15 protein-coding genes are annotated in these 14,863 nt (G+C 60.4%); 7 read left to right on the top strand and 8 right to left on the bottom strand.

What is annotated here, in order from left to right:
- The coding region (locus F8A88_RS15905) for a hypothetical protein (protein ID WP_206666401.1) at positions 1-199 on the top strand (199 nt) is incomplete at its 5' end.
- Positions 200-329: 130 nt separating this feature from the next.
- On the opposite strand, the gene F8A88_RS09980 is transcribed toward F8A88_RS15905, so the two are convergent.
- Positions 330-530 (bottom strand): hypothetical protein, encoded by a 201-nt coding sequence (locus F8A88_RS09980; protein WP_151150993.1) that lies wholly within the window; start codon positions 528-530, stop codon positions 330-332.
- 354 nt (positions 531-884) lie between these two features.
- Positions 885-1,049 (bottom strand): hypothetical protein, encoded by a 165-nt coding sequence (locus F8A88_RS15765; RefSeq protein WP_161598378.1) that lies wholly within the window; start codon positions 1,047-1,049, stop codon positions 885-887.
- Between the two features lie 273 nt (positions 1,050-1,322).
- Between F8A88_RS15765 and F8A88_RS09975 the strand changes: the two genes are divergently transcribed.
- A complete protein-coding gene (locus F8A88_RS09975) occupies positions 1,323-2,231 on the top strand; it encodes a LysR family transcriptional regulator (protein WP_151150992.1) in 909 nt (302 codons plus the stop codon).
- Here F8A88_RS09975 and F8A88_RS09970 read toward each other — a convergent pair.
- A complete protein-coding gene (locus F8A88_RS09970) occupies positions 2,224-3,099 on the bottom strand; it encodes a helix-turn-helix transcriptional regulator (RefSeq protein ID WP_161598377.1) in 876 nt (291 codons plus the stop codon). The two genes, F8A88_RS09975 and F8A88_RS09970, sit on opposite strands and share 8 nt — an antisense overlap.
- Before the next feature lie 372 nt (positions 3,100-3,471).
- On the opposite strand from F8A88_RS09970, the gene purD reads away from it, so the two are divergent.
- The 3 genes from purD (at position 3,472) to F8A88_RS09955 (ending at position 6,106) form a co-directional block, all read left to right on the top strand.
- Positions 3,472-4,746, top strand: coding sequence for a phosphoribosylamine--glycine ligase (gene purD / locus F8A88_RS09965; RefSeq protein ID WP_151150990.1), 1,275 nt, complete (start codon positions 3,472-3,474; stop codon positions 4,744-4,746).
- Positions 4,747-4,769: 23 nt separating this feature from the next.
- Positions 4,770-5,252: a 5-(carboxyamino)imidazole ribonucleotide mutase gene (gene purE / locus F8A88_RS09960; RefSeq protein WP_151150989.1), complete on the top strand. Its 483-nt coding sequence runs from the start codon at positions 4,770-4,772 to the stop codon at positions 5,250-5,252.
- A 92-nt stretch (positions 5,253-5,344) separates the two neighbouring features.
- Positions 5,345-6,106, top strand: a complete 762-nt coding sequence (locus F8A88_RS09955; protein WP_151150988.1) for a substrate-binding periplasmic protein — start codon at positions 5,345-5,347, stop codon at positions 6,104-6,106.
- 80 nt (positions 6,107-6,186) lie between these two features.
- Here F8A88_RS09955 and folD read toward each other — a convergent pair whose 3' ends face one another.
- The 5 genes from folD to F8A88_RS09930 form a co-directional block, all read right to left on the bottom strand.
- Complete coding sequence (gene folD / locus F8A88_RS09950; RefSeq protein WP_151150987.1) at positions 6,187-7,044, bottom strand: bifunctional methylenetetrahydrofolate dehydrogenase/methenyltetrahydrofolate cyclohydrolase FolD; 858 nt, start codon at positions 7,042-7,044, stop codon at positions 6,187-6,189.
- 149 nt (positions 7,045-7,193) lie between these two features.
- Positions 7,194-7,601 carry a hypothetical protein gene (locus F8A88_RS09945; protein WP_151150986.1) on the bottom strand — a complete coding sequence of 136 codons (408 nt, stop codon included), beginning with the start codon at positions 7,599-7,601 and terminating at the stop codon, positions 7,194-7,196.
- Positions 7,602-7,739: 138 nt separating this feature from the next.
- Entirely contained in the window at positions 7,740-9,029 is a 1,290-nt protein-coding gene (eno, locus tag F8A88_RS09940) for a phosphopyruvate hydratase (protein ID WP_151150985.1), read from the bottom strand.
- Between the two features lie 123 nt (positions 9,030-9,152).
- Entirely contained in the window at positions 9,153-9,824 is a 672-nt protein-coding gene (locus tag F8A88_RS09935; protein ID WP_151150984.1) for a hypothetical protein, read from the bottom strand.
- A 147-nt stretch (positions 9,825-9,971) separates the two neighbouring features.
- Entirely contained in the window at positions 9,972-10,742 is a 771-nt protein-coding gene (locus tag F8A88_RS09930) for a type III pantothenate kinase (protein WP_151150983.1), read from the bottom strand.
- 153 nt (positions 10,743-10,895) lie between these two features.
- Between F8A88_RS09930 and F8A88_RS09925 the strand changes: the two genes are divergently transcribed.
- Both F8A88_RS09925 and F8A88_RS09920 read left to right on the top strand, forming a co-directional pair.
- Entirely contained in the window at positions 10,896-11,936 is a 1,041-nt protein-coding gene (locus F8A88_RS09925; RefSeq protein WP_151150982.1) for a hypothetical protein, read from the top strand.
- 3 nt (positions 11,937-11,939) lie between these two features.
- Positions 11,940-14,477, top strand: coding sequence for a multiheme c-type cytochrome (locus tag F8A88_RS09920; RefSeq protein ID WP_151150981.1), 2,538 nt, complete (start codon positions 11,940-11,942; stop codon positions 14,475-14,477).
- Positions 14,478-14,863: the final 386 nt, after the last annotated feature.

Here is a 14,863-nt window from a genome sequence, read left to right as displayed (position 1 = left end):
TATTTTTGCAATAACGCAGCCATGTGCATCGTATCCGGGCAAGGCGCAATTCCTCGCCAATAATTCGTGGCCCGCGCTCGACGCATCACCAACCCCAATCAAGCTGCATGGTCGGGCAAAAAAACACATTCACTTCCAAAAACTCGCCAATTCTCAAGCTTACCCGTTCGGGCGGGAAGGTGTGCAGGGCAAGGCATAAAAAAATGGCGGGATCGACGCGTACACCCTGTACGCGAGATTCCGCTATTTTTGCAATAACGCAGCCATGTGCATCGTATCCGGGCAAGGCGCAATTCCTCGCCAATAATTCGTGGCCCGCGCCCGACGCATCACCAACCCCAATCAAGCTGCATGGTCGGGCAAAAAAACACATTCACTTCCAAAAACTCGCCAATTCTCAAACTTACCCGTTCGGGCGGGAAGGTGTGCAGGGCAAGGCATAAAAAAATGGCGGGATCGACGCGTACACCCTGTACGCGAGATTCCGCTATTTTTGCAATAACGCAGCCATGTGCATCGTATCCGGGCAAGGCGCAATTCCTCGCCAATAATTCGTGGCCCCGCCCGACGCATCACCAACCCCAATCAAGCTGCATGGTCGGGCAAAAAAACACATTCACTTCCAAAAACTCGCCAATTCTCAAACTTACCCGTTCGGGCGGGAAGGTGTGCAGGGCAAGGCATAAAAAAATGGCGGGATCGACGCGTACACCCTGTACGCGAGATTCCGCTATTTTTGCAATAACGCAGCCATGTGCGCCTTCCCGCCCGAACGGGGGGGGGGGGGAAATGGAGGAGGGGAAACCCCACAACACCAAGGAGTGCACATGCAGCGGTGTGGGACTTCCCCTCCGAAGGTCAGTTCGGCGCGTATTTATACGATTCTAAAAAACGGACACGGATATGGCAAACGCCAGCAACAGTCCGGCAGCGGAAATGAAGGCGCGGGTCGTGCGAACGCGTGCGTTCCTGACGGCCTTGCGCGGGGCCGGATTCCGTTCGTCCATGGCAAACATCGCCAATCGGGTGTCAAAATCCATGCTGCTCATGTGATACCTCCGAAAACGTCACGTCGTTTCAGAAATCGTGCATACCTTTAGTACGGAGCTTTTCGCAGCGGAATCCAATCGTTTTGTTTGATACACTCATTCGGATTTTCAAATATCGCCCTCATTTTTATGTCGACACGCAGAAAAACAAGGCATTTTTTCCGAAAAACAACACAAAAACCCGACAAGAAACCACGTCATCCGGCACGGGCGCAACAGGACCCGCTCCCTGTTTCTGTTGCCAGAAAAGCATTTTCCGCATAGTAAGCCCGCATGGAACTCTACCAATTGCGCACTTTCGTGATCGTGGCCGAAGAGGGCCACCTGACCCGGGCCGCGGAACGGCTTTTCGCCAGCCAGCCCACGGTCAGTTCGCACATCAAGGCGCTGGAAAGGGAACTGGGCGTGCCCCTGTTCCTGCGCACCCCACGGGGCATGCGCCTGACCGAAACCGGCCGCAGGCTGCGCGATCGCGCCGCAAACATCCTCAAGGGTGCCGAAGACCTCAGACGCGAGGCACAGGTGTTGAGCAAACAGCTGGTGGGGGATGTGCGCCTGGGCCTGAACACGGACGCGGAATTCCTGCGCGTCGTGCCGCTCATCACAACGCTGGCCGATGTCCATCCGGGCCTGAACCTGCAATTCGTGCAGAGTTCCAGCGGCGCCATACAGGAAGAGCTCAAAAGCGGCACGCTGGACGGAGGGTTCATTTTCGGCGAACCGCGAACCCGGGACATCGTGGCCATTCCCCTGCTGGAAACGCAATTCTACGGGGCATACCCGGCAAGCTGGGAGGAGGAAGTGGGCAGCGCGCCCATGGAACGGCTGGCCCATGTGCCGTGGATCCACACGGCCAAGGACTGTCCGTGCCAATCATTGCTGGACCGCCTGTTCGACGCCAACGGCCTCAAGATAGCCAAAACCACGGAAGTGGACGGTGACGAGGTCACCAAGGTGCTGGTGGCCTCGGGCAAAGGCATGGCGCTTTTGCGCGAGGACGAAATAGCGGCCGCCAACCGTTCCGGCCATGAAGGGCACGAGGTGCGCTACAGGGAATTGGAGGGCATCAGCCTGAACCTGTGCTTTGCGCACCTGCGCCGCCGCGAATCCGACCCCGTGATGCAGGCGGTCGTCCGTACGGCCCTGCGCGTCTGGGCGAAAAAGGACGAAACGCCTAGCTGACCAAAAAGGTCCGCAGGCTGACCCTGCGGCCGCACAATCCCAATTTCTTGCGCAGTGACGAGCGGTAATACTCCACGGTTTTCACGGACTTCTCCACGATATCGGCGATCTCCTGCGAGGTTTTGCCCTCAACAATGAGATGGGCCACACGCCGTTCCCGCGCGGAAAGCGCAGGATTGAGCCGGTAGAGCTTGCGGTCGAGACGGGGCTTGTAATTGAGGATGGCGGTTTCGATGTTGTCCGCCAGCTTGGCTGTCTGCTCCGATGGTTCCTGGCATTTGAGCGCCTGCAGGTACGGGGCGATGCTTTCGGAAACACGGTAGAACGCGTTGCTCTCCGTGCGCTCCCTGTCGGCGGTCACGTTCTCCAGAAGCTGACGCAGCTGGGCGTTGGTTTCCTCGAGCTTGCCGAGATTGCGCTGCAGTTCCCGATTCTGGATCACCATCTCCCGGATCATGGCCTTTTTGTCGGTCATGTCATGGGCAATGATGGCCGCGCCAAGGACCTTGCCTTCCACAATGTGGGGAAAGTAGCGGATATCCATATAATACTCGCCCACCCGGGGAAAGGACGCCCACCCCTCAAAGGAGCACTGCTCCCCGTTCCTGATGCAACGCAGCAGTTCGGCTCCCACTTCGCCGTCGAAAACCGCATCCCCCACCACTTCGGAGACGTGCGCGCCAAGGCAGCCGTGCAACGGCTTGTTGAACAGGCGCGAATACGCCTTGTTCACATAGCGGTAGGTACAGGCGCGGTCCACATAGGCCACAAGGGCCTGCACCGCATCCATCACCGAAAAGCAAAACTCGGCAATGGAAAGGTCGCACCTGTCAAACGACATTTCGTCAGGAATCGAACGTGTATCCATAAAAAAGGAATCCCCAATGCAGCAAAGGTATGCACACCGTATACAGCATGTACGCAAACTATTAAAGCATACATTTGGGTGAAGCATTTTCACTAAACATCCTAGCAATATTTTAGTGCGTATTCAGGTTTTGGCGGTGAAGACTTTGCCGTATACAACACATACTCCTGCCAATGGGACAAACGCGCCTAAGCGCCGGGGTAAAAGCACTCGTGCATCGCGGGCCGCCGCCAGTAATGATTCGCCCTCACCACAACGGCGGTCCGCTCCCCATTCCCCCATTCCCTTCGGGACCGAAGTTCCTGGCCCCACTCTTGAAAATCCCCGTGTTTTCCCATACAGAGCATACAACGAAAACAAGGGGGACTCACGATGAAGATTCTGGTTGTCGGCTCGGGCGGCCGCGAGCACGCACTGTGCTGGAAACTGGCCCAAAGCCCGAAGGTCTCGACCATCCTGTGCGCGCCCGGCAACGGCGGCACGGCGCAGGTCGGCACCAACATTCCCGTCAAGGACGACGACATTCCGGCGCTGATCGCACTGGCCAAGGAACAGGCTGTGGATCTGGTGGTGGCCGGCCCGGAACTGCCGCTGGTGCTCGGTCTTTCCAATGCGCTGGTAAAGGAAGGCATCCCCTGCTTCGGCCCGAGCGCCTACCCGGCCAACCTCGAAGGCTCCAAGGCGTTCTCCAAGACGGTCATGCACGAGGCCGGAGTCCCCACCGCGGATTTCCGCGTATTCGACGAATTCGATGAAGCCCGGGCCTATGTGCAGGAAAAGGGCGCGCCCATCGTGATCAAGGCGGATGGCCTTGCCGCAGGCAAGGGCGTGGTGGTGGCCGCCACCGTTGAAGAGGCCATTGCGACCCTTGAGGAAATGATGGTCAAACAACGCTTCGGCGCTGCCGGTGAACGCGTTGTGGTGGAAGAGGCGCTTGCCGGAGAGGAAGCCTCGTTCCTGGCCTTTTGCGACGGCAAAAACTATGCGCTGCTGCCCTCCAGCCAGGATCACAAGGCCGTGGGCGAAGGCGACACCGGTCCCAACACGGGCGGCATGGGCGCGTACAGCCCGGCCCCGATCCTGCCCGAAGAGGATTACGAAAAGACCGCCGAACTGGTCATCAAACCCATACTCGAACACATGGCCGCCAAGGGCGAGTCCTTCAAGGGCGTGCTCTACGCCGGCCTGATGTATACGAAAAACGGTCCCAGCGTCCTGGAATACAACGTCCGCTTCGGCGACCCGGAATGCCAGCCCCTGCTCATGCGCCTCGACACAGACCTCGTGGACATCATGATGGCCTGCATCAACGGCACGCTGGACCAGATCGACGTGAAGGTGCGCCCCGAGAGCGCGTGCGGCGTGGTCATGGCCGCCAAAGGCTACCCGGGCCACTACCCCAAGGGCATGCCCATTACCGGGCTCGACGCAGCCGACGCCCTGGACGGGGTCAAGGTTTTTCAGGCCGGGACCAAAGCCGCACAGGACGGCGTGGTCACGTCGGGCGGCCGTGTGCTCTGCGTCACGGCTCTGGGAACCGACCTCGCCGACGCCATCAGCCGCGCCTATGGAGGCGTGGAAAAGGTACATTTCGACGACAGCTATTATCGCCGGGATATCGGTGACAAGGGCCTGAAACGGGCCTGAAACGCCAGCACAAGGAGGCGGCCATGCCGCAGGTAGTGATTTTCATGGGTTCCATTTCGGACGAGGACAAGATGCGCCCCTGTGCGGATCTGCTCGCGGAACTGGGCATCGACCACGTTTTCACGGTCAGTTCCGCGCACCGCACCCCTGAACGCACGGCGCGGCTGGTGGAACAATATGAAAACGACGGGTGTCAGGTGTTCATCTGCGCGGCAGGACTGGCCGCCCATCTGGCCGGAGCCGTGGCTGCCAAAAGCATCCGCCCGGTGTTGGGCGTGCCGCTGGCAGCTTCGCCGCTGGGCGGCATGGACGCGCTGCTGGCCACGGTGCAAATGCCTCCGGGCTTTCCGGTGGGCACGCTGGCGCTGGACAAGGTGGGGGCGAAAAACGCTGCATGGCTGGCCGCCCAGATCATTGCCCTGCACGATGCGAACCTGGCCGAACGGCTACGGGATGCACGCGAAAAATTCAAGGATGCCGTGGAAAAAGCGGCTGCCAATCTCTGAGACAATATTGCCCCCGGCCAGCCAAGGTCGGGGGCTTTCGTATGAGCGGTTATAATTGCCCTTTCAATGGGAATCATTAGCATGCGTAATAAATGCACCGATACGCCGTAAAGATACAAAACCTCATTGTCGTACTGTTCCTGCTGACAGTGCCGCCCGCTTCCGCGTGTGCTGGCGAGGCCATTGTCTTCGCACTGTTCGCACGCGGATGGGAACCGTTCGAGATGATCGAGGACGGTGTTCCGGCCGGAGCCGCCCCGGACATTCTGGCCGCAATCCTGCCGCAGGATTTCACCATGGAAATCAAGCCGGACCCGGCTCCGCGCAAAGCCCTGTATGCCACCGAAGGCGTGATGCACACGCGGCTGGAGGCTGCGGAATGGCTCAGCCCCGACAATGATTTCCTGCTTTCCGTTCCCGTGCTTCCGATCCGGACCGTCCTGTATTCCCCGGTGGAAGCCCCTGTGGAATATGACGGGCCCGAGACAGCTGCGGGCAAGACCATCGGGTGCATCAAGGGCTACAAATACCCGGCCTTGGAGCCCCTGTTCGCAACAGGCAAGGCAACCCGGTACGACGTCAACAGCGTCCATATACTTTTGCGCATGGTCAAGAACAGGCGCATTGATGCTGCCATGCTTGACGACATCAACGCCAAATGGACGATCCGGAGCACGGAAGAATTTGAGCACCACGATTTTCATGTTGCAGCCCAGCCCGTCAGCAAGGTTGACCTGCGCTTCGTGTTCAACAACATCCCCGGCTGGGAAGAAAAAATCGAACGCATCAACAAGCGCATCGAAGCCTGCCGCAAGGACGGCACCATTCGCGCAATTCTTTCCAACTATGAATGACACGGCCTTCCGGCCACATTGAAAAGGCCCCCGGAACCAGAAGGTTCCGGGGGCCTCATTCGCTGAAATGTTCCTGCGGACTAAGCGCCCACGTGCAGTTTGAACGCTTCCACGGTGTTGACCATGAGCTGGGCAATGGTCATGGGGCCGACACCGCCGGGAACCGGGGTCACGGCTGCGGCCTTTTCCTTGACGCTGTCAAAGTCCACGTCACCCACGAGGCCCTCGTCCGTGCGGTTGATGCCCACGTCCACCACGACCGCGCCTTCCTTGACCATGTCGCCGGTCACGAACTTGGGCAGCCCCACGGCGGCAAAGATGAAATCGGCCTCGCGGCACTCGGCGGCAAGGTCGGCCGTGCGTGAATGGCACAGGGTCACGGTGGCGTTGGCGCAGGGGCCGGACTGGGAAAGCATCATGGCCAGCGGCTTGCCCACGATGTTGGAACGGCCGATGACAACGGCTTTCTTGCAGGCCGGGTCAAGATCGTACCGTTTGAGCAGATTGATGACCCCGGCGGGCGTGCAGGGCCGGAAGCCGGGCAGGCCGAGGCTCATCTTGCCCACGTTCACCGGATGAAAGCCGTCCACGTCCTTGTCCGGATCGATGAGGTCGAGGCATTTCTGGCTGTCCAGTCCCTCGGGCAGGGGCAACTGCATGAGGATGCCGTCCACGCGCACGTCGCGGTTCAGTTCGTTGATGAGTCCTTCCAGCTCCATCTGCGAGGCGCTGGTCAGTCGATGCGGTATGGATTCGATGCCGCAGTCCTCGCAGGCTCGCTCCTTGTTGCGCACGTAAACCTGCGATGCCGGGTCTTCGCCAACCAGAATCACGGCCAACCCGGGCTTGCGTCCGTATTTTCCGGCCAGAGCGTCCACTTCCGTGCGCAATTCCGTGCGCACCTGCTTTGCGGTTTCCTTTCCGTCAAGAAGAATCATGAATGCAATCCCCTGTTAAGAGTGTGTATCAAAGCATGAGCCGATTCCCACGAAACAGGCGGCAACGTCAAGCCCCGGGCTCGGGGAACATTGACGCGCCGCCTTGGAAAACGACTTGAAAGACGGTCCTCGCCGTCCGGTTCAGGCTTCTATTTCACTCGCTTAAGTTCATACACCATGGTTCGCGCGGTCTCGCCCGATTCCACGTAATGCAGAATCATGGAATCATTGGAAAGCAGTTCTCCGGAACAAAAGCCGTCGTCGAATTCAGAAATCAGAATTTCGCTCCTGTGGGTGACGGCTCCGTTGAAGCCTTCGGAGTGTTCCTTGCCGCGTGCGGTCCACTTCTTTTCGCCGCAAAACAGGGTCCCCTTCTGCTCCTCAATGACAAACACGCTGCTGGGGGCAGCAACTTCTTTGTAACCGTGCGCCCTGGAAAACATTTTAATGGTTTCCACCTTCCATGTGCCCCTGAGGTCGGGCGCGTCGCCCGCAACGGCGGCAACCCCAATCAGCAGCACAACGGCGGCAACAACAGCGACGATGCTTTTTTTCATGCGACAATCCTCCGATTTTCAGGTTTGGTCCAGTCTGATCACAAAACAACGTCATGAGCAATGAGATTGCACGCGCCTGAACAAAAGAAGGGCCGCCCCAAAGGAGCGGCCCTCTTTCTTTCTCATTACGAGCCGGGGCTATTCTTCGCCGAACCAGCTTTCACCGAGAATGGGACCATAATAAATGCCGTCCTCGGCAAGGTCTTCCTCGATGCGCAGCAGCTGGTTGTACTTGGCCAGCCGGTCGGAGCGGCACAGGGAGCCGGTCTTGATCTGCCCGGCGTTCACGGCCACGGCCAGATCCGCAATGAAGTTGTCCTCGGTCTCGCCGGAACGGTGGGACACCACGTTGGTGTAGGCCGCGTTCTTGGCCAACTCGATGGTGTCCAGCGTTTCGGTCAGGGTGCCGATCTGGTTGAGCTTGATCAGGATGGAATTGGCGCAACCCTTTTCAATGCCTTCGGCCAGAATGTCCGGATTGGTCACGAACACGTCGTCGCCCACCAGCTGGATGCGTTCGCCCAGCTTGTCCGTTATCACTTCCCATCCGTCCCAGTCGCCTTCGGCCAGACCGTCTTCAATGGACACCAGCGGGTACTTGGCGCACATGTCCGCGTAGTAGTCCACCAGTCCGGCGGCGTCGAACTCGCGTCCTTCGCCCGCAAACACGTATTTGCCGTCCTTGTAGAACTCGGAGGCCGCCGCGTCGATGGCCAGCGCAATGTCCGCGCCCGGGCGGTATCCGGCGGTTTCAATGGCCTTGATAATGTACTGGAACGCCTCTTCGTGGGACTTGAGGTTCGGCGCGAACCCGCCTTCGTCGCCCACCGAGGTCACATGGCCGTCCGCGGCCAGCAGCCCCTTGAGGGTGTGGAAGGTTTCCGCGCCCATGCGCAGGGCCTCGGCAAAGGTCTCCGCGCCGAGCGGCATGATCATGAATTCCTGAATGTCCAGATTGTTGGGGGCGTGCTCGCCGCCGTTGATGATGTTCATGAGCGGCACGGGCAGCAGTTTGGCGTTGGTGCCGCCGATATACTGGTACAGGGGAATGCCCAAAAATGCGGCGGCAGCGCGGGAGGCGGCCATGGACACGCCGAGGATGGCGTTGGCGCCCAGCCGTTCCTTGTTCTCGGTGCCGTCCAGATCGATCATGGCATTGTCCAGCGTGACCTGGCGCAGGGCGTCCATGCCCACAACGGCTTCGGCGATCTCGTTGCGCACGAACTCCACGGCCGTGCGCACGCCCTTGCCGCCGTAGCGTTCTTCCTTGTCGCGCAGCTCAAGGGCCTCGCGGGTGCCGGTGGATGCGCCCGAAGGCACGGCAGCGCGTCCGACAACGCCGGACTCAAGCACAACCTCGACCTCAACCGTGGGATTGCCACGCGAATCCAAAATCTCGCGGGCCCAAACGCCGGAAATGATACTCATGATCCACTCCTTGTATTCATGGTGAAAATCGCATTCAATCTCAAAGGTTCGGGGGCAGTGTATAAAAAAAGCCGCCGCACCACAAACGGCAGGGCGGCAATCAGGTTATAATCTTGGGAGACCTCAGCGATTGCGGAACAGGCCGACCCCGAGAACGCCCATGGCCAGCACGAATCCCACGGGCAAAAGCACTACGCCGCCGCCGTCCGGCACGATCACCGAGGCCAGCGACATGGTCGCGTCCGCGCGGGATTCATAGCGCATCTGCGGCTTGAGTTGCACTGTGCGCAAGGCCAGGTTGACCGAAGTCATGACGTCGGAATCATGGGCGCCGCAAACCATGGTGAATTCCAGCATGCCCCGCCGCGTATAATAAACGTATTTGTTGGTCAGGATTCTGCTGCCGGGGTTGCCCGATTCAATGGAATAGGCAAACAGGGCCTTTTCCGGCCGAAAACTGCGGAACACCACCTCGGGACGGCTTTCGGCCCGCATGCCGTTCATGGTGGACTGCACCGCGATCTTGTTCAGGCCCACCATGTCCGAGGCCTTGACCATGCCGGTTTCCACACTGCGCACCAGCACGTAGGGCATTTTCGTGCCCAGCTCCCCGGAACACCAGTAGGCGGCCTGAAAATCCTGCCCCTCGAAAACCAGCTGGCCTTCAACGGACTGCGCCCAACAGCCCGGCAGGTCCACGGTAAAACCAAGCGCATGGTTCTCCACCGCAGCGGCCTGCGCCGAACCGCAAAACAGAGCGAAAAAAGCAACGAACAACATCAAAATCAGGCGCATGCAACCACCGTGAATACAAGTAGAAAATTCCAACAGAAAACCGGCCGATCCTCAGGGACAGGCCGGTGGTATCGACTTTCATGCGCCTTGGCAAGCATGTGCATCATTTTGGATGCACGGCCACGCCCATGCAGACGTCGGCCAAGCTTACCGGAACCATGCGTACCACAAGCCCTCCATGAGCAGATCGGGCCGCACTTCGGCAATGGCCGGGCAATGGTCGGCAATGTCGCGGGCAAGACCGCCCGTGGCCACCACCTGCGGGGGCGAATCCATCTGTTCGGCAAGCCTGCGGCACAGGCCGTCCACCATCTCCGCAAACCCGTACACCAGCCCCTGATTCAGGCATTCGCTGGTGGAGCGGCCCCATCGGAATTCCTCGTAGGGCAGCTTCAGGTTCACGGGCGGGAGCTTGGCCGTGCCGCCCGCCAGTGCGGAAGCCGAGGAAAGCACGCCCGGACAGATCAGCCCGCCCATGAACGCGTCTCCCACAATGCTGGCCAGCGTGGTGGCCGTGCCGAAATCCACCACGATGATATTTTCGTGGTCGTACATTTCGCGGGCCGCATAGGCCGTGACCAGAATATCCGCGCCCACCTGCTCGGGCTGGGCGTAGTGGTTGGCGATGGGCAGTTCCAGATCGCCGGGCACGAACACGGCCTCGCATTCAAGGTAGCGGCGTGCCATGCGGCCCAGCAGCGGGTCCAGCGGCGGCACCACAGAGGAGATCACGCAGGCCTCCACATCGGCGGGTTCCATGGTTTCCCGGGCCAGAATATGCTCCAGCTTCAGGCCCCAGTCGTCCGCTGTGTTGGCCGGGCGCGTCGGCAGGGTATAGCTTTCCCCCAGCCCGCGTTCATCGGCCAGACAAATCTTGGTATTGGTATTGCCAACATCGAAAAACAGCACAAGGCTCACGGCCAGACCTCCTTGAAAATGCGTGCTGCCTCCCCTTGTACGCAAAACCGGCCGGAAGGCAAGCGGTGCTTTTTCGCAATCAAAAACATGAACAGTTGAAAACGAACCACAAATGCCTGTATGCTTGCGCCGTACACCCACAAGGAGACAACCATGAATCCGGCATCACTCATTCCCGCACCGGCCGTCATTCCGGTCCACTGGGCCTGGATCGACATCCTGCTGGTGCTGACCTTCGCCGTGCACATCCTGTTCATGAATACGGTGTTCGGCGGCGGGGTCATCGCGCTTCTGAACGCACGCGGCAAGGGAGAACCGATTGCGCGCGACCTTTCGCGGCTCTTGCCGTCGCAGTTGGCCCTGACCATCAACTTCGGGGTGGCCCCCCTGCTCTTCCTGCAGGTCAATTACGGCCATTTCGACTATCCCGGATCCGTGATCATGGGCGGCTGGTGGCTGGCGGTCATCGCCACGGTGCTCATGGCCTACTACGGGCTGTACATCTACGACTTCAAATACCCGTCCCCGCCGACAGCCACACCGCTCCCGCTCATGGCGGCCCTGCTCATGCTGCTGTACACGGGGTTCATGTTCTCCAACAACATGACCATCATGCTGCGGCCCGAGGCATGGCTCCAGTATTTTTCGTCCGAAAACGGCATGGGACTGAATCTTTCCGATCCGACCCTGTATCCGCGCTTTCTGCACTTCATGACCGGCGCACTGGCCGTTGGCGGCCTGTTCCTCGCCCTTGTGGGCCGCAAACGGAACAAGGAGCAGCTTTCGGAAACCGGCATGCGCTGGCTGACCCGGGCCACAATGGTCAACCTCGGGTTCGGGCTGTGGTTTCTCATATCCCTGCCGCAGAACATCATGCTCCAGTTCATGGGCGGCCACGGGCTGGCCACGGCCACGCTGATGACCGGAATCGCCCTGGCCGGAGCCGTGATCTGGGCCGGGGCCAAAAAAATGGTCCTCCCGGCCGCGATCATCACCGTGCTCACCGTGCTGGTCATGGCCGTTTCGCGCCATTTCGTGCGCATGTTCTTTCTGGCGCCCCATTTCACGGTGCAGGACATCCCGATAGTTCCGGACTATTCCCCACTGATCATGTTCCTCATTTCGCTGGTGGTGGTACTGGCCATATGCGTCTGGATGATCGCCACCTTCCGCAAGGCCGAAGGGAGGGCCTAGACCATGGAATATCCCGTATGGCAACTGGCTCTGACCGGCGGCGGTTTCTGGGTGGCGCTCATTTCCACCCTGCATGTATACGTGGCCCAGTTCGCGGTGGGCGGCGGCCTGTACCTGACCCTCACGGAAATCTCGGCCCGGCGCTCCGGGTCACCGGAACTGCTGGCCCATGCCCGGGCGCATTCCAAATTCTTCCTGCTGCTGACCATGGTCTTCGGCGCGGTGACCGGCGTGGGCATCTGGTTCACCATCGCCCTGACCTCGCCGCAGGCCACCATCACCCTGATCCACACCTTCCTGTTCGCGTGGGCCACGGAGTGGACCTTCTTCCTCGGCGAAATCGTGGCCCTGCTGGTCTACTTCTACGGGTGGGACAGGCTCACGGCCCGGCAGCACGTAACCGTGGGCTGGCTCTATTTCATCTTCGGCTGGCTTTCCCTGTTCATGATCAACGGCATTCTGGCCTTCATGCTCACGCCCGGCCAGTGGCTGGAAACCGCGCGGTTCTGGGACGGATTCTTCAACCCCACGTTCTGGCCGCAGCTGGTATTCCGCACCTTCATCTGCGTCATGGCCGCCGGACTGTTCGGCTTCGTGACCGCATCGCTCATGAACATGGGCGAGGCGCGCACGCGCCAGATGCGCAACTGTTCGCTCTGGACCATGCTCGGGCTGGGCGGCATGTTGGTCTCTGGCTGGTGGTATTATCATTCCCTGCCGCCGGAACAGGCCATGCTGGTCATGTTCCAGTCCGCCCGCGTGGGCAACTTCATGCACTGGTTCATGGCACTCACGCCCGTGGTTCTTGCGGGCGGCCTGCTGCTGGTGCTGAAGCTGCCGCGCAAGCCTGCGTTCGCCCTGTCGCTGGTGGTGCTGCTGCTCGGCCTCGGGCTGACCGGCTCCTTTGAATTCATGCGCGAGGCCGCGCGCAAGCCCTACCTGATCTTCAACCACACCTATTCCAATTCCCTGCTCAAGGCCGACATCCCGGCCATCAACGAACAGGGCATGCTGCAACGGGCCAAATGGGTGCCCGAAGAACTGCGCACCGAAATTGACGAAATGGACGACGACACCGTGTCCACAACCGGGCAATGGCTTTTCCAGCTGCAATGCGCCTCCTGCCACAGCCTGAACGGGCCGCTCAACGACATCCTGCCCCGCACGGCCCCATACACGACACAAGGCATGGACGCCTTCCTTTCGGGCATGGGGGTCATGAACCCCTACATGCCGCCCTTTGCGGGCACGGATTCGGAACGGGGCGCTCTGGCCGTCTACCTGACGCGCACCCTGCACGGCACAAAAACCGCACCGCCGCCCGAACCGCAGCCGCGCGAGCTGGAAATGCCGGGATTCGACCCGGACGAGGACAGCTACGTGCTGCTGGCCTGGGCGCGTCAGGGGTTGCGCTTTGTTTCGGACACGGGCGCATGGACCCTGCAACCGCCGGGCAGCACCCTGCGCGCCCAGCTTTTCCTGCGCGATTCCCTGCCCGAGGCGGCAGGCGAAAACCTGCAGGTACGTTTTGCCGTGGACGGCGACTATCCTGCCGAGGGGCTGAATGGGGTCATGACCCGCGTTGCTCCCGGCACATACGAGGCAAAGAACATCCCGGCCATGCCCTACCGCACGGACAAGAGCTATGACCAATATCCCACGTTCACCATCACGGCCATAGACACGGAATCCAACGAAACCGTGGCGCAGACAAAGGCCGTGCTGCCCGCCAGTACGCGCATGGGCTGCATGAACTGCCACGGCGCGCAATGGAAGGACGCGGTCAACGGCGCCGGCATTGCCGACAGTGTGGCCGCCAACGTGCTGGCCGTGCACGACCGGCGCTCGGGCACGGACCTGCAGGCCCGCGCCGCCAGCGGTACGGTGGTGGACTGCCGGTCCTGCCACACGGCCAAACAGGGACGCGGCAACCCCGAAACCCTGAACCTGTCCGCATCCATGCACGGATTCCATGCCCCGTACCTCTCGAACACGGGTTCGCAGGCCTGCGCAAACTGCCATCCGGACGACATGCAGCGCGATCCGCACAAGGACATGGACATCACCTGCGTCAACTGCCACGGCAACATGGAAAACCACTCCATTGCCCTGCTCAAGGCCGAACAGGCCGAGGGCAAGAACGTGGGCGAACGCATGGCACGCATCACGCCCCGGGACACGGCACTGGAAGACATCAATCCGCGACGGCCGTGGGAACAGGAACCGGACTGCCTGACCTGCCATGCGGACTTTGCCGCGCCCGATTCGGATACGGCCTTCAACCGCTGGACCCCGGACGCAGCAGCACTGTACGGCGAACGCTCCGGCGACATGGAAGCGGTCATGTGCGCGGCCTGCCACGGCAGCCCGCACGCCACCTATCCGGCGCTGGAGAACCCGGTCAATCCGCAGCTCGACAACATCCAGCCCATCCAGTACACGGGCGAACCCCAGACCATCGGGGCCAGCCAAACCTGCGCGGTCTGCCACACCGAATCCATGGAAGACGCGGCCCATCATCCGGGCATGGGATTGGAATAAAGAGAAAACAATTCGGGGAGGGACCTTTTGAAAAAGGTCCCTCCCCAAACCCCTCCCCCAAAACTTTTTGGCGAGCGGCCCGGTTTGCATCGCAAACCGGGCCGCTGGTTCGTTGTTGGGAATAAAAAACAATTCTTCTCAAATCACCCAACCTGTTCCGCATTCGCAGAATGCGGAACAAAAAAGGGTCAAGGGACGTGTCCCTTGCGGGTGCAGGGCAGCGCCCTGCCCCCCGGAGGGACAATGCGGCAACGCAGCTATCGGCCCATTGCCGCCGCAAAAGGGCCGGAGAAAGGGTGGAGAGCAAGACGCAAGAAACGCTCAGGACCGACGCGTATTCCTCGATACGCGAGGGATTAAGCTTTTCGCGGCAACGCAGCTATCGG

The sequence above is a fragment of the Pseudodesulfovibrio senegalensis genome (genome assembly GCF_008830225.1).
GTDB classification, from domain to species: Bacteria; Desulfobacterota; Desulfovibrionia; order Desulfovibrionales; family Desulfovibrionaceae; genus Pseudodesulfovibrio; species Pseudodesulfovibrio senegalensis.
This window is presented reverse-complemented; position numbering and strand designations above follow the sequence as displayed.